The organism is Rhizobium sp. LjRoot30, assembly GCF_964253915.1.
GTDB lineage: Bacteria > Pseudomonadota > Alphaproteobacteria > Rhizobiales > Rhizobiaceae > Metarhizobium.
In genome coordinates this window covers 15428-34767 of sequence record NZ_CAXUSG020000026.1, presented here as the reverse complement: position 1 = coordinate 34767, position 19340 = coordinate 15428, and the positions used below count along the sequence as shown (strand labels likewise).

At 60.3% G+C, this 19340-nt stretch carries 16 protein-coding genes and 1 pseudogene; 10 read left to right on the top strand and 7 right to left on the bottom strand.

What is annotated here, in order from left to right:
* The first annotated feature begins 105 nt into the window (after positions 1–105).
* Both istA and istB read left to right on the top strand, forming a co-directional pair.
* Positions 106–1641 carry an IS21 family transposase gene (gene istA / locus ACSQ3I_RS27020; protein ID WP_436004102.1) on the top strand — a complete coding sequence of 512 codons (1536 nt, stop codon included), beginning with the start codon at positions 106–108 and terminating at the stop codon, positions 1639–1641.
* A 14-nt stretch (positions 1642–1655) separates the two neighbouring features.
* Entirely contained in the window at positions 1656–2411 is a 756-nt protein-coding gene (gene istB, locus ACSQ3I_RS27015; RefSeq protein ID WP_436004100.1) for an IS21-like element helper ATPase IstB, read from the top strand.
* Here istB and ACSQ3I_RS27010 read toward each other — a convergent pair.
* The 7 genes from ACSQ3I_RS27010 to ACSQ3I_RS26980 form a co-directional block, all read right to left on the bottom strand.
* Positions 2402–2794, bottom strand: coding sequence for a TetR/AcrR family transcriptional regulator (locus ACSQ3I_RS27010; RefSeq protein ID WP_436004098.1), 393 nt, complete (start codon positions 2792–2794; stop codon positions 2402–2404). The two genes, istB and ACSQ3I_RS27010, sit on opposite strands and share 10 nt — an antisense overlap.
* The gene (locus ACSQ3I_RS27005; protein ID WP_436004096.1) at positions 2767–3984 is read right to left on the bottom strand and encodes a CaiB/BaiF CoA transferase family protein; all 1218 of its coding nucleotides are present in this window, start codon (positions 3982–3984) and stop codon (positions 2767–2769) included. The genes ACSQ3I_RS27010 and ACSQ3I_RS27005 overlap by 28 nt, the downstream gene beginning before the upstream one ends.
* A 244-nt stretch (positions 3985–4228) precedes the next feature.
* Positions 4229–5431 (bottom strand): 3-oxoadipyl-CoA thiolase, encoded by a 1203-nt coding sequence (gene pcaF, locus ACSQ3I_RS27000; RefSeq protein WP_436004094.1) that lies wholly within the window; start codon positions 5429–5431, stop codon positions 4229–4231.
* 14 nt (positions 5432–5445) lie between these two features.
* Positions 5446–7473: a 3-hydroxyacyl-CoA dehydrogenase NAD-binding domain-containing protein gene (locus ACSQ3I_RS26995; RefSeq protein ID WP_436004092.1), complete on the bottom strand. Its 2028-nt coding sequence runs from the start codon at positions 7471–7473 to the stop codon at positions 5446–5448.
* 79 nt (positions 7474–7552) lie between these two features.
* Positions 7553–8704 (bottom strand): acyl-CoA dehydrogenase family protein, encoded by a 1152-nt coding sequence (locus ACSQ3I_RS26990; protein ID WP_436004090.1) that lies wholly within the window; start codon positions 8702–8704, stop codon positions 7553–7555.
* A 459-nt stretch (positions 8705–9163) separates the two neighbouring features.
* Positions 9164–10093, bottom strand: a complete 930-nt coding sequence (locus ACSQ3I_RS26985; RefSeq protein WP_436004088.1) for an electron transfer flavoprotein subunit alpha/FixB family protein — start codon at positions 10091–10093, stop codon at positions 9164–9166.
* A 24-nt stretch (positions 10094–10117) separates the two neighbouring features.
* On the bottom strand, positions 10118–10864 hold the full coding sequence (locus ACSQ3I_RS26980; protein ID WP_436004086.1) for an electron transfer flavoprotein subunit beta/FixA family protein: 747 nt from the start codon (positions 10862–10864) through the stop codon (positions 10118–10120).
* A gap of 280 nt (positions 10865–11144) precedes the next feature.
* On the opposite strand from ACSQ3I_RS26980, the gene ACSQ3I_RS26975 reads away from it, so the two are divergent.
* The 8 genes and pseudogenes from ACSQ3I_RS26975 (at position 11145) to qatC (ending at position 19312) form a co-directional block, all read left to right on the top strand.
* Entirely contained in the window at positions 11145–11738 is a 594-nt protein-coding gene (locus ACSQ3I_RS26975; RefSeq protein WP_436004084.1) for a TetR/AcrR family transcriptional regulator, read from the top strand.
* Positions 11739–11854: 116 nt separating this feature from the next.
* Complete coding sequence (locus ACSQ3I_RS26970; protein WP_436004082.1) at positions 11855–12586, top strand: MBL fold metallo-hydrolase; 732 nt, start codon at positions 11855–11857, stop codon at positions 12584–12586.
* Positions 12587–12654: 68 nt separating this feature from the next.
* Positions 12655–13248, top strand: coding sequence for a DUF6088 family protein (locus ACSQ3I_RS26965; protein WP_436004080.1), 594 nt, complete (start codon positions 12655–12657; stop codon positions 13246–13248).
* A pseudogene (locus ACSQ3I_RS26960) lies at positions 13241–14278 on the top strand (nucleotidyl transferase AbiEii/AbiGii toxin family protein). Before ACSQ3I_RS26965 ends, ACSQ3I_RS26960 begins: the two are co-directional and overlap by 8 nt.
* Positions 14279–14428: 150 nt before the next feature.
* Positions 14429–15196: a restriction endonuclease gene (locus ACSQ3I_RS26955; RefSeq protein WP_436004078.1), complete on the top strand. Its 768-nt coding sequence runs from the start codon at positions 14429–14431 to the stop codon at positions 15194–15196.
* Positions 15193–17169, top strand: coding sequence for a Qat anti-phage system ATPase QatA (qatA, locus tag ACSQ3I_RS26950; protein ID WP_436004076.1), 1977 nt, complete (start codon positions 15193–15195; stop codon positions 17167–17169). Before ACSQ3I_RS26955 ends, qatA begins: the two co-directional genes overlap by 4 nt.
* A complete protein-coding gene (qatB, locus tag ACSQ3I_RS26945; protein ID WP_436004074.1) occupies positions 17094–18071 on the top strand; it encodes a Qat anti-phage system associated protein QatB in 978 nt (325 codons plus the stop codon). The genes qatA and qatB overlap by 76 nt, the downstream gene beginning before the upstream one ends.
* Entirely contained in the window at positions 18068–19312 is a 1245-nt protein-coding gene (gene qatC, locus ACSQ3I_RS26940; RefSeq protein ID WP_436004072.1) for a Qat anti-phage system QueC-like protein QatC, read from the top strand. The genes qatB and qatC overlap by 4 nt, the downstream gene beginning before the upstream one ends.
* The last annotated feature ends 28 nt before the right edge of the window (positions 19313–19340 follow it).

Here is a 19340-nt window from a genome sequence, read left to right as displayed (position 1 = left end):
AACCGGACGCGATTCCGATTTGATACCGGACAGTTTTTCAACATAAGCAGTGCCCTTGGGTCAGCAACCTTGGCATGCATTTCCTTTTGAACGTGAGGAGATGGCATGTCGAAGAGACGAAGGCTGACCATGAGACAACTACGACATTTGCTTCGACTGCGATCAGACGGCGTGAGCGTTCGCGATATTGCCGATCTGCTCGGGATTGCCCGCAGCACGGTGCAGGACGGGATCGGGCGAGCTGCGACGGCAGGACTATCCTGGCCTTTGCCTGCCGATCTGACTGACGACGTCCTGGAAGGCAAACTTTTCGCCCGGCAAGGCACCAAACAAGGGGTGCGGCGACTACCAGAGCCCGATTGGAGCGTCGTTGCGGTCGAGCTGAAGAAGCCCGGCGTGACGCTGACGATCCTGTGGGAGGAATACCGGGCCATTCATCCTGATGGCTACGGTTTCAGCCGGTTCTGCGACCTGTTCCGCGGCTTTGAGCGGCGTCTGACGCCAACGATGCGGCAGGTCCACATTGCTGGCGACAAGGTGTTCGTCGATTATTCCGGCAAGAAGCTGCCGATCGTCGATCGCAAGACGGGCGAGATCCGCGAGGCGGAGATCTTTGTCGGCGTGCTCGGCGCATCGAGCTATGCCTTTGCAGAAGCCACCTGGACCCAGACCCTGCCGGACTGGATCGGCTCGCACGTGCGCATGTTCGCCTTCTTCGGCGGCGTGCCGCGCCTTATCGTTCCGGATAATTTGAAGTCCGGCGTCAACAAGGCGAGCTTCTACGATCCGGAGATCAACCGCAGCTTCGGCAGGATGGCTGCCCATTACGGCGTCGGCGTGCTTCCGGCGCGACCGAAGCGGCCGAAAGACAAGCCAAAAGTCGAGGCCGGCGTACGTTTCGCCCAAAGCTGCATCCTCGGTCGACTGCGCAACCAGACCTTCTTCTCACTGGAGGAAGCTAACGCTGCCATCCGGGATGCCGTCAAGCGGATCAACACGCACGTCATGAAGCGTTTGGGCCAAACCCGCCAGGAGATGTTCGAGACCATGGAACGCCCGGCGCTCGCGGCTCTTCCGGCAGAGAACTACGAGTACGCCGAGTGGAAGCTGGCGCGGGTCTCGACCGACTACCACGTCGAGTTCGAGCATTATTTCTACTCCGTGCCCCATACGCTCATCCGCCAGCAGGTCGATGTCCGGGCCACGAGCCGCACGATCGAGGTCTTCTTCAAGGGCAAGAGGATCGCAGCCCACCAACGCCGTTACGGTGGTTCCCGCCACGGAACCGATCCTGACCATATGCCCAGCTCGCACCGGCGCTATGCCGAATGGTCGCCTGCAAGGTTCCAGCGCTGGGGCGCCTCCATTGGGCCTCAGACCGAAGGGCTGATCATCGCTATCCTGGCCAGCCGTCCTCATCCCGAACAAGGCTTTCGAACCTGCCTCGGCGTGCTGAAGCTCTACCGGACAATTCCTACGGTGCAGGCCGAGGCGGTTTCTGCCCGTGCCGTCGAGATCGGCGGACTGACCTGCAAAAGCATCAGCGCGCTCATCAGCACCTACAAGGCACCACGACATTCCGCCGAACCTGCCGCCGTCGGCGAGCATGCCAATCTTCGCGGCAAAGCCTACTTTCATTAAGGAGACAATCAAGAATGCTGACCAATCCCACTGTAGACACGCTGCGCCAACTCGGCCTTTCCGGCATGGCTTCCGCCTTCCAGGAACTGGAGATGCAACCGGAAGCGAGAAGCCTCCAGCACGGCGAATGGCTTGCGATCCTGCTCGAACGGGAACAGACCTCGCGTCGCCAGAAGCGCTTCGAAGCCAGAGCTCGTGCCGCCAGGCTGCGCCATGACGCCCAGATCGAGAATACCGATTTCCGCGCAGCGCGTGGTCTCGATCGCAACCTCTTCCTCAAGCTTTCCAACTGCGACTGGATCAGACAGCGGCATTCCTTGCTAATGATCGGGCCGGCCGGCGTCGGCAAAAGTTGGCTGGCTTGCGCTCTCGGTCACAAGGCATGCCGGGAGGATCTTGCCGTCGCCTATCACCGCGTACCACGGCTATTTGCCGCGCTCGCCCTGGCACGAGGTGACGGTCGCTACGCAAAGATGCTCAAGAGTCTGGCCAAAACCGATCTCCTGATCCTGGACGATTGGGGACCGGAGAAGCTCAGCGACGAGCAACGACGCGATCTCCTGGAGATTGTCGAAGATCGCTACGAGCAGCGCTCGACCATCGTTACCAGCCAAATCCCTGTGGACCACTGGTACGATATGATCGGCAATCCCACGATCGCTGATGCCGTGTTGGATCGCCTTGTTCACAACGCCTATCGCATCGAACTTTCTGGCGAGAGCCTGCGCAAACATCGAAGCCTGTCAGCCGAGGATGCAACTCAGGCTTGACCGAGCCGATATACGCCGACATTGATAAACCACGACCCAGAGACATTGCGGCCGTCCGGCTTAGCCTCGGAACCGCGTCCGGTATAACGCTGGAATAAGCGTCCGGTTAAAGATCGGAATTCCTGTCCGGTTTCATTGGAATACGCAATTGCTTCGTAGATCTCTTTCTTGTTGGGGTAGTAGTGGTAGATAGCCGCCTTTGTGATGCCAACCGAGTCCGCCAAATTCCCAAGCGACGCCTTTTCGTAGCCGTCTCTTGCAAAGAGCTCCGCTGCGACGTCCAAAATCCGCTCGCGCGCATTTTCCATCGTTGGCGGTCGGCCTTGACGCCTGGCGGGAGCGCTCTCCGTCTTCTTCATTCCCGCTGCGCCGAGTTCCAGCATGCGATCGCACCGGCAGTTCGCAGCTGATCGATCTTTTCGTCACTGAAGCCGAGCTCGGCTTTGAGAACGACTTCGGTGTGCTCTCCTACTTCCGGCGGGATCGAGGGAGGATTGAAGGGACTTTTTGACATGCGAAGAGGGCTGCGAACCGATCGAAACGTTCCGATTCTTTCTGATGGAACGGAGACAACCGTTTCACGGATCTTGGCGATGTCGCTGTTGAAAGCCTGGCTGACCGTGCGCAGTTCTCCGGCCGGAACGCCTACCGCGCGCAACTGAGCCAGGAATTCAGCAAGCGGGCGTTCGCGGATCGCGTCTTCGAGGATTGGGAGCAAAACCGTCCGGTTTTCGGTCCTTCCCCGGTTTGTGGCAAACCGGGCGTCAGTCGCGAGTTCCGATCGGCCCAGGATACCGCAGAAGCGCCTGAACTGCTCATCGTTTCCAACCGCCAGCGCGATCCGTCCATCGACGGTATCGAAGAGCTGGTAAGGCACGATGCTCGGGTGCGCATTACCATAGCGCTTCGCTTCGTTACCGGTGTTCAGATGGCCGGAGGCGACATTTGCCAGCATGAACTGAGCGCTGTCAGTCAAGCTGATGTCGAGCCATTGTCCCTCTCCGGTACGCTCGCGCATGTAGAGCGCGGCCAAGATGGCTTGGACGGCGTTCATACCAGAAATGAGGTCAATGAAGGCGACGCCGAGACGCATCGGCTGCCCCTCCTGTTCGCCCGTGATCGACATAAAGCCGGATTCAGCCTGGATGATAAAGTCATACCCGGGCCGCTCCTCGAACTCGTGGCCGCGGCCATAGCCGGAGATGGAGCAAAAGATGAGCCGCGGATTGATCTCTTTGAGATCCTCGTAGGTCAGCTTAAATTTCTTAAGTGAGGCTGGGCGAAAATTCTCGATAAGAATATCGCTCTGTTTCGCAAGCTCGATGATGATTTCGCGTCCTTCCGGCTTGCCAATATCAATCGCAACACTTTTCTTGTTGCGATTGGCGCCGAGATAGTAGGTCGAGACACCCTCAACTGCTGGCGGCATCCAGGTGCGCGTGTCGTCACCAGTGCCGGGCTGCTCGATTTTCAGGACGTCCGCGCCGAGATCTCCAAGCGTCATCGTTGCCCATGGCCCCGCAAGCACGCGAGAAAGATCCAAGACTTTGACACCCTTGAGTGCAGCGCTCATGTTCGTAATGACCCTCTTGTGGCGACAGCATGTTCGTCGCGATTTGCCTTCGCCAAATAGCGACAGCGTGATACGAATTCGATGGACGCGGGGCTTACGCAACGCGGTTTGCAACCGCATTTCTAGCCGCCTCCCCGCGGCCTGCGCCCAACGGCGTGGCGCATTACTTACCGGCCAAACAGTATATATGTGTCCGGTTGATGTCAATTGAGACGGCGATATTCTGATGCCGTCTCAATGGGGTTCAGACCCTTTCAAGCGCGATCGCAATGCCTTGACCGACGCCGATGCACATCGTTGCCAAGGCGAATTGTCCACCGCTTAGGGTAAGTTCCAGCGCTGCGGTACCTGCAATTCTCGCTCCGGACATTCCTAGCGGATGACCAAGAGCGATTGCGCCACCATTCGGATTAACGCGAGGATCGCCATCTTCGATCCCGAGATCACGCAGGGTTGCGATGCTTTGGGAAGCGAAGGCCTCGTTCAGCTCGATGACGTCGAATTGCTCTTGGCGCATGCCGAGCCGGCTCATGAGCTTCTTCGATGCAGGAGCAGGGCCCATGCCCATGATGCGTGGCGGAACGCCTGCAGTGGCGCCGCCTAGAACGCGGGCAATGGGCGTCAGACCGTGCTGCTTTGCTGCTTTCTCCGATGCAAGAATGATGGCAGCTGCACCGTCGTTCACGCCCGAGGCATTGCCGGCCGTGACCGTGCCGCCGTCACGCACGATTGGTCGCAGCATTGCCAGCGTAGCGAGATCTGTCGCGCGTGGGTGTTCGTCCTTGTCGATGAGCAGCGCGTCGCCCTTCCTTTGGGGAGTGCTGACGGGAGTAATTTCCTTCGCAAAGCGACCGTTTGCCTGCGCGGTTGCCGCCTTTGCTTGCGAGGAAACCGCGAACGCATCCTGATCCTCGCGGGAGATGTTGAAATCGGTGGCCACGTTTTCTGCCGTTTCCGGCATTGAATCGACGCCATGCTGTTTCTTCATGAGGGGATTTACAAAGCGCCAACCGATCGTCGTATCGTGTATCTCCGCGCTGCGCGAAAATGCGCTCTCAGCCTTGGGAAGCACGAACGGCGCCCGGCTCATACTCTCGACCCCACCCGTAATAACGAGATCGGCTTCGCCAGCGGCGATGGCGCGCGCGCCTATGATGGTTGCATCCATGCCGGAGCCACACAGGCGATTTACGGTCGTACCGGGAACACTGAAAGGAAGGCCCGCCAAAAGAGAAGACATGCGCGCAACGTTGCGATTGTCTTCCCCCGCCTGATTTGCACAACCGAAAATGACCTCGTTGACCGCGGCAAAGTCGATTGCCGAATATTCAGCGATCAGTGCTTTGAGAGGAATTGCCCCAAGGTCGTCCGCGCGGACAGATGAGAGTGATCCGCCGAACCGGCCGATAGGTGTCCGGATATAGGCGCAAATGAAAGCGTCTGGCACGTAATCCTCCAATTCTATGCGTCGTCGTCGAGCAGGGAGACGTTTCCGCGTCTGCCGCCCGCCGCTACTGTTTCGAGATCTTTTTGAAGCCGGTTCCTGGGCTGCTGCTTGGCCCAGAAAAGTGGTCCTCCCAGATGCCTGGGGAAGCCGTATCCATTGATAAGGACCAGATCGATGTCGGGTGCTCGCGAGGCAATTCCGTCCTCAAGGACAAGAAGAGCTTCGTTCACGATCGCTGCGAGTGCGCGTTGCTGGATTTCATCCTGGTCAAGCGATCTCGGGGTTACGCCGCGAGCTCCGCGCGCCTTCTCGATCAGCGCACACACTTCTGAATCAGGGGCAGACTTTCCATCTTCGTAGTGGTACCAGCCCGCCCCCGTTTTACGTCCCAATCTTCCGCCGGCAACCAGCCACTCCAGGACAGGAACGTCTTTGCTTTTGTCGCCAGTTACTTCCTGTTTGCGCTTACGGTTTGCCCAGGCAATGTCCAGGCCTGACATATCGGAAACGGCGAACGGTCCCATAGCAAAGCCCAAAGCTTCGATGGCACTATCGACGTCTTTCGGATAGCAGCCATCGATGAGCATTGCCTCGCTCTGCGCGCGGTACGCGTTATAAATGCGATTGCCGATAAAGCCTTCGCCAACACCTGAGACGACGGCGACCTTGCGCAGCTTTTTTCCGAGCGCGAGAGCGCCTCGCAGGATTTCGGGTGCCGTGTTGCGGCCTCGCACGACTTCCAACAGCTTCATGATGTGTGCGGGAGCAAAGAAGTGAAGGCCAACCACCGCCTCGGGCCTGCTGGTGGCCGCCGCGATCTCGTCGAGGTCCAGATAAGAGGTGTTGCTGGCAAGAATAGCACCGGGCTTCGCGACACGGTCGAACAGTCGCATAAGGTCGGTCTTTACTTCCATGTTTTCAAAGACCGCTTCCAATACGAGGTCGCAATCACCAAGCTCTTCCACGCTCGAGACCAGCGTGAGCGGAGCCGGATTTGTCGCCCGCGAAAGGAAACCCTGGATCCTCTCTCTTGCGCTATCCAAAACTTCTGGCTTGAAATCAGTCAATTTCACCGGAAAGCCGGCAGCGAGAAAAGCGGTAGCAATGCCAGACCCCATGGTTCCCGCCCCGACGATGGCGACCGTACGGACCTCGATTGGGGCGACACTATCCAGGCCCTCGATACGCGCGGCTTGCCGTTCGGCAAAAAACAGATGTCTCAGCGCGGCAGATTCATCAGAATCGCGAAGTCTACTGAATGCCGCGCGAGCCTCACTGAGCGCGTCATCGAACGGCGCACTGACGGCGCGCCAGATGGCTTCGGCCTGTTCGAAGACGTATGGGCGACCTTTTCCACGCTTCAAAGTCGCCTTCACAGCGGCATCAAAGGCATCCTGATCGTAGGGCTTCGGCGGCAAATCGCGCAGGCAATTCTTCCTGGCCCCAAAATTCCTCGCAAACGAGATGGCGCCTTCGCGCAGATCTGTGACGACTTCGTCTACCAGACCAAGTCTCTTTGCTTCTGAAGCTTTGACCGGTCGGCACGAGGTGATCATTTCCAGCGCCGTAACAGCGTCAGTAAGGCGCGGCAAGCGAACCGTTCCGCCGGCACCTGGGATAATACCGAAGGTACCCTCGGGAAGGCCAACCGAGGACCGATCGTCTGCAACTCTACCATCGCAGGCGAGTGCGATTTCATAACCACCGCCAAGAGCCGAACCCGAGATAGCTGCGATAACCGGCTTTGGGCAGGATTCGATGGTCTCGATGACATCGGGCAGCGTTGGATTTGAGAGCGGCTTACCGAATTCGCGAAGATCTGCGCCGGCTATGAACGTACCGTTCCCGCCCATAAGGACGATTGCGGTGACATTCTCGTCGGTCGACAGAGCGGCGATCTCGTGTCGGATCGCTTCTCGGAGGTCTCGTGACAGAGCATTGACAGGCGGGTTGTCGAGGATCAATATCGCCACCCCGTCTACCACTTCCCTCGTGACCAGAAGATTGGGGTTCAGTACCTCGGCGGCTCCGTTTGATGACATTCCAGCGGCTCCATGTTTGTTGCATTTTCGGGCGCTGCACTAGGCTCTCAGCCACGGTGCAGCGCGAGATCGAGCGCCGTTAGGAGGCTGCTTTGATCATGTTCTTGGCGATCACGATCTGCTGGATCTGGGTAGTGCCTTCGTAAATGCGGAAGAGCCGGGCATCACGATAGAAACGTTCGATCCCGTATTCAGCCATGTAGCCCGCACCACCATGGATCTGGACCGCGCGATCTGCAACGCGGCCGACCATCTCGCTGGCGAACATTTTGCAGCAAGCGGCGTCCGTCGTAACATCTTCGCCTGCATCCCGCTTGCGAGCCGTCTCCATAACCATGCAGCGCGCGGCATACGCCTCACTGCGGCTATCTGCGAGCATGGCCTGAACCAGCTGAAACTCAGCGATGGGCTGGCCAAACTGTTTGCGGTCCATGGCATAGCGCAAGCTGTCTTCGATCAAACGCTCTGCCATCGCAACGCAGATCGAAGAAATATGCAGGCGTCCGCGATCAAGCGTCTTCATTGCAGTGCGGAAGCCCTGATTTTCCACGCCGCCAAGAAGGGCATCGAAAGGAACCCGGCAGTCTTCAAGGATCACGTCCGAAGTGTGCGAACCTTTCTGGCCCATCTTGCGATCGATCGGACCGAGAGACAGGCCGGGCGTACCGGCTTCGACGAGGAACGCGGAAACACCGCGTGCTCCGGGTTGCGATGCATCGGTTCGCGCGAACACGGTGAATAGACCGGCATGAGGCGCGTTCGTGATAAAGCGCTTCGTACCGTTGATGACGTAGCCGTCTTCCGTGCGTTTGGCCGTGGTGCGAAGGGAGGCGGCATCTGAACCGGCCTCCGGCTCCGTCAGCGCAAACGAGCTAATCAGCTCGCCAGTTGCGAGGCGCGGAAGATAACGTTGCTTCTGCTCTTCGGTACCATCAATGATGAGGCCCAGCGAACCAATACCGTTATTCGTCCCGATGAGCGAGCGGAAGGCCGGAGACGTCTTGCCAAGCTCCAGCGCAATCCGGACCTCCTCTTCCATGTTGAGACCGAGACCACCGAACTCCTCCGGGATAGTGAGGCCGAACAGGCCGAGCTCTGCAATTTCCTTCTTGATCTCAGCTGGAACGGCGTCGTCATCCGCGACCTGCTCCTCAAGCGGGCGCAGCCGGTCGCGCACGAAGCGCGCGACCGTGTTGACCAGTTCATTCATGATGTCAGCGTCGAGAGCCATATTTTCCCTGCCTATTGAAGCGTGCCGGTTATTGGCACTCTGTGGCCATTTATATACTGTTTGGCCGGTAAGTAAATACGTAGGCGGATTGTCGATCGTGCTAGAGGTTCAATTTCTTATATCTTGGCTGATTATCGGTCGCAGTAGCGGAGTCTGGTGGCGTTTATGGATCGACCTTATGGTCAACCACACGACGATGAGGGTCGACGGAACTGCGCATGCTGCCAGCAAATTGACGTCAACGGGAGAATCGTGGGCACGCCCCTCAATCGTGATCGAGTAATTTGGATAGCGTTGTAGCCTCGGGTTCGCCCGAAAAGGAGAGATATCAAAGGCAGCAAGTTGAGCCGCTGCGCCCTTCCGCTCGGCCGGACGGCCTAACGGTGTCCGGCAAATTCGAAAAACGGAGAGAGCGACAGAGCGTAGCGCCAGTAGCTCCAACGGTTGGGAGCCTAGATTTCAGATCTGCTTCAGCAAGGATGGCAGTGCCTCGAAGAGATCTGCAACAAGCCCGTAGTCGGCGACCTGGAAGATAGGCGCCTCCTCGTCCTTGTTGATTGCAACGATGACCTTTGAATCCTTCATGCCGGCCAGATGTTGGATGGCCCCGGATATGCCCGCCGCGATGTAGAGGTCCGGTGCTACTACTTTACCGGTCTGCCCGACTTGCCAGTCGTTGGGAGCGTAACCGGCATCGACGGCAGCGCGGCTTGCGCCGACGGCTGCGCCGAGCTTGTCGGCCACCGGCAAGATGACCTCCTGGAATTTCTCAGACGAGCCGAGCGCACGGCCGCCGGATATGATAATCTTGGCAGACGTCAGTTCGGGGCGCTCCGATGAGGTTAAGGCCTCCGAGACGAACGTTGAGAGGCTTGAATTGGCTGCTGCCGAGACGCTCTCGACAGCAGCCTGGTTGCCTTGGGAGGCAGGAGAGAACGAAGCGGCGCGAACTGTGATCACCTTCGTGGCATCGGTTGCCTGCACGGTCTGGATGGCGTTGCCAGCATAGATCGGGCGCTTGAACGTGTCGGCGGAAACCACTTCGATGATTTCCGAGACCTGCGCGACGTCGAGCAGAGCTGCGACGCGCGGCATGACGTTCTTGGCGGAGGCGGTCGCAGCCGCGATGATCACGTCATAGGAACCGGCGAGTGAGACGATCAGCGCTGCCAGCGGTTCCGCAAGGTTATTGGCAAGGCCCGCATCGTCGGCGAGCAACACCTTAGAGACGCCAGCAAGCTTGGCAGCAGCGTCAGCCGCAGCCTTGGCGCCCGAACCGGCTACCAGAACATGCACGTCGCCGCCGATCTTGGCGGCAGCGGAGAGCGCCTTGGCGGTCTGATCGTTCAAGTTGGCATTGTCGTGTTCTGCGAGAAGAAGAATGGCCATGTGAGTAATCCTCGTCCTTATCGCTCAGAGTATGCCGGCGGTCTTCAATGCGCCGACCAGTTCCTCGACCGTCTTCACCTTGATGCCGGCCTTGCGGCCGCCCGGCTCTTCGGTCTTCAGCACCTTGAGGCGCGGGCTAGTCTCAACGCCGAAATCGGCCGGGCTTTTCCTGTCGAGCGGCTTCTTTTTGGCCTTCATGATGTTCGGCAGCGAAGCGTAGCGCGGCTCGTTGAGGCGCAGGTCGCTGGTGACGACGGCCGGAAGCTTCACTTCCACCGTCTGCAGGCCGCCATCAACTTCGCGGGTTACGGTTGCCCTGTCGGAGGAAAGCTCGATCTTGGAGGCGAAGGTCGCCTGCGCCGTGCCGAGCAGGGCTGCAAGCATCTGGCCTGTCTGGTTCGAGTCGTCATCGATCGCCTGCTTGCCGACGATGATCAGGCCGGGCTTTTCAGCATCGGCGACGCCCCTCAAGATCTTGGCGACGGCCAGCGGCTCCATCGTCTCATCGGTCTCGACGAGGACGGCGCGGTCGGCGCCCATGGCGAGCGCGGTGCGCAGCGTTTCTTCAGCCTTGGCCGGGCCGATCGACACGACGACCACTTCCCCAGCCTTGCCCGCCTCCTTCAGGCGCAACGCCTCTTCGACGGAAATCTCGTCGAACGGGTTCATCGACATCTTCACGTTGGCAAGCTCGACGCCAGTGCCATCTGGCTTGACACGGATCTTTACATTGTAGTCGACCACACGTTTGACCGGCACAAGGATTTTCATAACGGCGTGCTCTCCCGATTATCGATGCACGAGACTTGTTTCTCACGGCGTGAATCACACCGCAGCGCGTATAACCGCAATTAATATACTGTTTGGCCGGTAAGTAAATAAGCGTCATCAGATACGGCGCGGGACGTCCCATTCAACAGGGATCCGCATTTTTTGACCGCTTGGCCGCTTTGTCCGGGCGCGCGATTATGATAGCACGCAGTATACCCCTTCTTCCCTATGCGGGAACACCAGAGGCCATATGAGTCCAAAGCCGAATGCAAAACCCCGAATGGGCCGCCCGCCAGTTCTTGAAAACGCTCGGGATCGAATCCTCGACGAAGCCGCGGAGCTTTTCGGAGGCGGCGGCTATGATAAGAGCACTCTCAACGACGTCGCTGTGAGGCTTGGTGTATCCAAGGCGGCGGTCTATCACTATTTCAGCACCAAGCAGGCGATCTATGACGCAATCATCGTTCGTACGCTCGACGGGCTGATCAAGCATGTCAGCAGTGCGGTCGAAGCGTCCACAGGCGCTGATCAGAAACTTCGCGCGTTCATGATGGCGCATGCGGCATTTTTCGAAGAGAATTATTGGGGTTTCGTCTGCATGCTGGTGGGCTACGGCGGGATGGCCAATCCCAGCCTGATCACCGAGGCGAACCAAGAGCGCCGTGAGTATGAGGATATTCTCCGCACGATTCTGCGGGAGGGTATTGCTGACGGAACATTTGCGAAGACTGACGTGACGACCGCATCTCACTCCGTACTCTCGATGTTGAACTGGATGGTGCGCTGGTTCAAGCCAGGCGGCCCTCGCCACGCGAAATCCTTCGCCGAACAGTATTACGAATTGCTCACCCGCGGCCTTACGAGCCGCGATTAAGAGGCAATGGGCGGCATGACTAGGGCGGTCGCCACCGGCCTGCCCAAGCGCATGATCGAAGAGGCGGCGACCCGATGCTATCGGGGTGCCACGCATGACCGGGTTTCGAGGGCACGGTGAACAGCGAGGAGCGCAACCCTTTCGTGCACCTTCCATTTCCGATCGAGGATATTCTCGACGTGGATGCGGTGATCGTCACTCATCTGCACGAAGATCATTGGGATGAAGCAGCGCGCAACCTCGTGCCGAAGAATTTGCCGCTCTTCGCGCAAAACGACGCCGATGCCAGGACCATCCGCTCGCAGGGCTTCACCGATGTCCGCGTTCTCGGCGACACGTTGCAGTTCAACGGGGTGCAACTCATCAAGACCGGCGGCCGCCACGGCACCGATGCCGCTTATGCGGTAGCCGGCGCGCCCCTCGGCGAAGTGTGCGGTGTGGTCTTCAAGCATCCCGACATGAAAACCGTCTACCTGGCCGGCGACACGATCTGGGATGACAACGTCGCAGGTGTTCTCGCCGCCCATAAGCCAGAGATCGCGATCTTGAACACCGGCGATGCGAAGATCGTTGGGCTCGATGACGGCATCATCATGGGCACGGCCGATGTTCTCTCGGTCCACAAGGCTGCGCCGGAAACGATCCTCATCGCATCACATATGGAAGCGGTGAACCACTGCACCGTAATGCGTGCTCAGCTTCGCGCCTTCGCCCGCACCGAGGGCTTCGCCACCCAACTCCGATTCCGTGACGGGACGCCGCCAGCATCGCATATAAGACCACGTGGGCCCGGCAACGGTGCCTCCAGCAAGACGCACAATATGAGCTTTGAGCAACTCCCCGCTTGAATGTCAGAAAAAGATGCCCTATTTTCTGACACATGAGCAATGCTGCCGCATCGGTACCGGATCAAATCATGAGGCGCGCCCGCGCTGGCGGCCGCGGCGGCGTTTTCACGCCCAGTGATTTCCTGGACATCGCCGCGCGAGCGGCAGTCGACCAGGCGCTTTCCCGTCTGGCCAGGGGTGGCAAGCTCCGGCGCTTGGCGCGAGGACTATACGACTTCCCCAAGATCCATCCGCAGCTTGGCCTGCTTTCGCCGATCCCCGACGATGTCGCGCAGGCATTGGCGCGTGAGACTGGATCCCACGTACAGATTGCGGGTGCGCGGGCAGCGAACGCGCTCGGTCTTTCAACACAAGTTCCGGCAAAGAGCACGTATCTGACTGATGGTCCCTCCCGCCGCGTCGTGCTGGGCAAGCGCGTGGTCGATCTGCGTCACGCCTCGCCCAAGCATCTGATCGCTCCGGGGAGCGCTGCTGGCACGGTCGTTCAGGCCCTCCGTCACGTGGGGGCGGTACGTGCCCGCGACGTTGCCCAGGTCGCGGCACGTCGTCTGTCGGCCAGCGACAAGAAGACGCTCGCGTCCACTGCGGTCCAAGCCCCTGCCTGGATGCGGCCGACGCTCGTGTCGATCGCCAACGCAGCGTCGGGTGAGATCGATGGATAAGGTCGCTCTTCTTTCAGCCGGCGATCGGGCAGCTCTGTTTGGCGAAACGGGCGCTGGCCGAGGAGTCGTCAATACGATCATCGAAAAGGACTTCTGGGTCTGTTGGACCTTGAAGCGGCTTTTCGGACTGCAGGAGAAAGATGCGGCCACCCTTGTCTTTAAGGGTGGCACCTCCCTCTCCAAGGCGTTTGGCGCCATCCGCCGGTTTTCCGAAGATATCGATCTCTCTTTCGACCGCGCGGATCTCGGCTACACCGGTGACCGCGATCCGGAAAAAGAAGGCATCAGTAAGAAGCAGGCGAACAAACTCATTGAAGCCCTTGTGAGCGATGTCGAGCAGCAAATTGCCGAGAAGCTGCTTCCGGCTCTTCGATCAGCGATCGTCGAGCAACTCGGCGAGCCGACGAGAGGCGAGTGGTCGCTGGAAATCGATGCCGCTGACGCGCAGACGGTGAACTTCCACTATCCCACTGCACTCCCCGCAGCCGAATACGAGGGCATGGATTACATCACCCCACGGGTGAAACTCGAACTCGGCGCCCGCGGAGACCCCTGGCCGACAGAGTAACGGGTGGTCCGGCCCTATGCGGCGGACGACTATCCCGGCTTCTTCGAGGACCCCGACACAACTGTCGTTGTTCTCTCGGCCCGCCGCACCTTCTGGGAGAAGGCGACGGCATTGCATGCGGAGGCCCATCGCCCTGCCGACTCTCCTACCCCACAATATTTTTCGCGGCACTATTACGATCTCGCCATGCTGCTTGCTACGGACGAAGGCAAAGCCGCCGCCGCCGATTTCGAGCTTTTCGCGCAGGTCGCCAAGCACAAGGCCACCTTTTTTCGATCCGGCTGGGCTAGTTACGACACCGCTCGTCCCGGCACGCTGCGGCTGTTGCCGGACAAGAACCGGATCAAGGACCTCCGCGCCGACTACAGGGCAATGGCCCCCATGATGTTCGATGACAGGCCGCCACCGTTCGACGAGATACTTGCGACAATTGCGGCGCTCGAAAAAGCAACGAACAAGTAGCACAAGGCGATCCGCTGGGGAGGAAAGGCCATTAGCTCACTACGATCTATCGACCTGCGCCTGATCGACGACCTCGTCGACTTCGTTCGCGGGCGTGGTTACGTCCTGGGGTTTTCGGATTCGAGTTTCTCGGAATTCTTCGCATCTGAGTTGGACGTCGACATCGACGATCCGATTTATGCTGAGCACGGCGGCTCGAAAGGCAAGCGACTGCGCTGCTTCTTTCAAAAGGTCGACGACGCCACGGCGGTCCGAGCCCTCCAAGCCCTTTGGGAGCATCGTGCCGAACACCTGGCGCGCACCGGCCACGGAGATCCAGTACAGAATGCCGAGGGGCGGTATCTAGGGCTTCTGGCCCGTCTGGATGGACAGCCGACAAACGCAGGCGGGGCGCCGCCGCGACCGGCGTTCGATTGGCGTCTGCTCGCCGAGTTGCGCGACGAACTCGTCCGGGTCGAGTCGCTGCAAGCCCATGAGCGAGGCTATGCCTTCGAGGCCTTCCTGAGGCGGTGCTTCGACATGGCGGGCCTGACGGCGCGTGAGCCGTTCCGCAACACCGGCGAGCAGATCGACGGCAGTTTCCTGCTCGGCGAGGAAACCTACCTCCTCGAGGCAAAATGGCATTCACAGCCGACGGGTGTCGCCGACCTCCATGTCTTCCACGGTAAGCTCGACCAGAAGGCCGTGTGGGCGCGCGGCCTTTTCGTGAGCTACAACGGTTTCACGACCGAGGGCCTGGCGGCGTTCGGTTCGGGCAAGCGGCTCATCTGCATGGATGGCCGCGACATCTCCGACGCACTCGATCGTCAGATCCCGCTGAAGGCGGTCCTCGAACGCAAAGTGCGCAGGGCTGCCGAAACGGGTCGCCCCTTCATCCCGGCGTGGGAACTTTTCGATCAACACGGGGGCAGCCGATGATCCTGACCGATAACGAAACCAAGGTCGATCTCCTCAACAACGAGGCGATCGCGACGACGATCATAAAGCTCCTGCGGGACCGGCCAGATCAACCGGTAACGATCGGCGTGCATGGCGATTGGGGTGCCGGCAAATCCAGTGTCCTCGAGATGATCGAGGCCGGCTTCGAAAAGGAATCCAAGGTCCTCTGCCTCAATTTCAACGGATGGCGCTTCCAGGGCTTCGAAGACGCCAAGATTGCTCTGATCGAGGGCATCGTCACGGGGTTGATCGAAAAGCGGCCCGCGCTGACGAGGGCGGGAGAAGCCGTAAAGGACGTATTCCGACGCATCGACTGGCTCAAAGTTGCCAAAAAGGCGGGCGGCCTCGCCTTCACCGCCTTCACGGGGATCCCCACTCCCGAGCAGATCACCGCGATCGTGGGCACTTTGGAGGGCTTCCTCGCTGATCCCGCGAAGCTCGCCACCAAGGACAATGTTCAGTCAGCGATTGATGGCGTGAAGGGACTCCTGAAAGAACAGGACGGCGAGAGTGCGAATGTTCCCGAAGAGATAAATGCTTTTCGGAAAGCCTTCGACGACCTCCTGGAGAAGGCAGGTATCGAGCAGCTCGTCGTCCTGATCGACGACCTCGATCGCTGTCTCCCGGACACCGCCATCGAAACTCTCGAGGCGGTCCGGCTCTTCGTCTTCACATCGCGTACCGCGTTTGTCGTCGCCGCCGACGAAGCTATGATCGAATACGCCGTGCGCAAGCATTTCCCGGACCTGCCGGATACGACAGGGCCCCAAACCTATGCGCGCAATTATCTTGAGAAGCTGGTTCAGGTCCCCTTCCGGATTCCGGCTCTGGGGGACACCGAAACTCGCATCTATGTGACCCTGCTGCTCGTGGGCGCCGAACTTGGCGAAGACGATCCGGCGTTCAACAGTTTAGTTGGTGTCGCGCGAGAGCGTCTGAAACGCCCCTGGACCTCGGGCGCACTAGACTCTGCATCCGTCAGGACCGCCCTCGGCACGAAGACCTCTCGGGCAAACAACGCCCTGGCGCTCAGTGATCAGATCGGACCGATCCTGGCCAGCGGTACGAAAGGCAATCCGCGCCAGATCAAACGCTTCCTCAATACCCTGGTCCTGCGCCAGCGCACGGCCGAGGCACGCGGGTTCGGCGAGGATGTGAAACTTCCGGTCTTGGCAAAGCTGATGCTCGCCGAACGCTTCATTCCCCGGCTATTCGATCAGATCGCCGCCGCTGCGGCGGTGGCGCCCGATGGCAAATGCACCGATCTAGCCGCCCTGGAAGCCGCTGCGACGGCGAAGGCCGACGATATGCCAAAGGCGAAGCCGCCGAAATCACCCGGTAAGGAAGGCGACGGTGCGAAGCCAACGCCCAAACTCGAAGTGGTGACGACGACGGAGAGTGCGCAACTCAGCGAATGGCTCTCGTCGCCCGCGATCAAGGCTTGGGCGATGGTGCCCACGATGATCGGTGTCGAGGATCTGCGTCCATACCTTTTTGTGGCGAAGGATCGGAAGGATTATTTTGGCGCGGCGTCCGTTCTCGGGCACCTGGCGGCTGTCGTCGAGCAACTCTTCGGAGGTAAGTTCGCCGTCCAAGGCCTCGAGGCCGATCTCAAGCGGCTCGCGCCACCGGAAGCAGCGCAGGTCTTCGAAGCGGTGCGTGGTCGCATCGTTGGCGCTGACGCATTCGACACGGAGCCTGCTGGCGCTGCAGGTCTGGCGGTACTGATCAAGGCCCATCCGACCCTCCAAGGTCAACTCGTTGATTTTCTGGATGCGCTGCCTCGCGACCGGCTCGGCCCATGGGTCTGCGGAGGCTGGCAAGGCGTGATCAAGGACGGCGAAGCCGTCCAGCGCTTCGATCGCCTGCTACAAACATGGGGCAAGGAGGGCGGCCCCATGCTGAGGGCCGCCGCCAACGGCGTGCTGCGCACCCGCCAGGGAGCGCGCTGATGGGTACCTCGAGCGCGTTCGGCGGCCAGAACGGCGGCACGCCCCTCGTCCCAAGTTGGCTTGACGATGATGGTGCGCCGCCGGCTGCCCCCAACGGCGCGCCACCCGATGGGGGAGCGTCACCAGATGGTGGTGTCCCCGCTGACGGCGCTCCGCCCGATGCTCCGCCGGCGCCCCCGGTCCGACCTCCCGTTCCACCCATCGCCGATCCGACGCGGTTTTCGGCCGCACGCAACAATTTCTCGCGCTTTGCCGGTTCCGGAGGCGACGACCGCCGGAGCCTTGGCCGCGCCGTCTCCCATTATGTGGGTTCATCTGCTGGCGGCGCTCGGACGGCCGCGGCGAGGATGGGCTCGGCGCGCGCCGCCGGAAGCCGGCTTCTTGGCTTCCTGTCGGACGCGGTCGCCCGCGGCGCCACCGAGGCACTGCGCGCGCTCAACCTCGAGGGGCTGGCGGGCCGGCCGATTGAGGAGATCTTTCTCGGGCTTGCAGACTACGTCTGCCCCGACGGCGGCTCGATCGATGAGGGCATCGCCCGCGAAGCATTCATCGAGACGATCGCCGACCTCGCCGGCGCAGGCATCACAGACCTCGATGGTCTCACTGCCGACCAGATGCAGACTGTGTTCGAGCTCTACGCGACGAACGCGATCGAAGCCCGGCTCTGCAATGACATCGGGGCGAAGACAGTGACGCTGCCGACCGACAGCCGGGAAGCAGCGCGCGTCCAGGCACAGCTCAACGATTTCATCAGGCGCGGCGTTGCGGACGCGCTCACGACAGCACGCGCTGCTGCTGCCGCACTGACTCCGGACCGTGTGCTGGCCTTTGTCGGGCGCATCTACGAGCAGGCGTTCGGAATCCTACAGATCATGGGCGATGTGGAGGCGGAAGGCGCATGAGACGACACCTCATCACTGGCCACTATGGCCCGGGCGACCGCAATCGAATGCCACTCGGTGACGGCGAGATCGAGACCCGTCTGGATCTCGTCGCCGGCGAGCGGTCGCTCGGCCATGGAATTGGGCGCGCCTTGGCCGATCTTTCGCGCCTCGGGGTCTTTCCCTCGGAGATGGGAGTCGATGTCCTGGTGTTGGCGGCGCATGTTCATGCCGCCGACACCCGCGTCTCGCGCGACAGTGAATCGCAAGACGGCTGGACTCGGGAGTTGCGCTTGATCGTCCCCGTCTCGGATCCCGACCGCTGGCGGACCGCCGCCCTAACCTTTGAACGGTTACTGAATTTCCTCACCGGCGACCATTGGTCTTTAGGATTTCGAGCCCGGCCGGGGCGCTTCGCGAGGGTCGCTCCGACACCGCCGGCACGGCTCATCGGCCCTCAATTCGATGATCTGGCTCTATTCTCGGGCGGTCTGGATAGCCTGATTGGCGCGATCGACGCCCTTGAGGCCGGGCGCACCCCCCTCCTCATCAGCCATGCCGGTGAAGGCGCGACCAGCGATGCGCAGGGGACGATCTTCGACGCGCTCAAGGCGCATTATCGCGGCCGATCCTTCGAGCGGCTGCGCCTGTGGATGGCGTTTCCCGACGGCTTCATCCGCGGGTCGGCTGGAGAGAACACCACACGGGGAAGATCCTTCCTCTTCTTTGCTCTCGGTGTCTTCGCCGGCACCGGACTTGAAAGGGCCTTCACGCTGAAGGTGCCCGAGAATGGCCTGATCGCCGTCAATGTGCCGCTTGATCCACTCCGGCTCGGCGCCTTGAGCACCCGGACGACGCATCCCTTCTACATCGCCCGCTGGAACGATGCATTGGGTACGCTCGGCATATCGGGCCGGATTGAAAATCCTTACTGGGATCGGACAAAAGGCGAGATGGCCGAGGAGTGCGCCAATCCTGCACTTCTTCGGCGGCTTACCCCGGCATCGCTGTCTTGCGCGTCCAAAGGCAGATGGCAGGGGCTTGGCACCCAACATTGCGGCTATTGCCTGCCTTGTCTGATCCGGCGCGCCTCACTGCTCAAAGGCTTCCGCCCTGATAGAGACCCGACCATCTACACAGTGCCCGATCTCGCCGCTCACGCGCTCGACACGCGCCAATCGGAAGGTGTGCAGGTTCGTTCTTTCCAGCTCGCCATCGAGCGTCTTCGCGCTCGGCCAGGGTTGGTGTCGCTTAGCACTTAAACGCAAGAATGCGGTCGTTTTGTTCTGA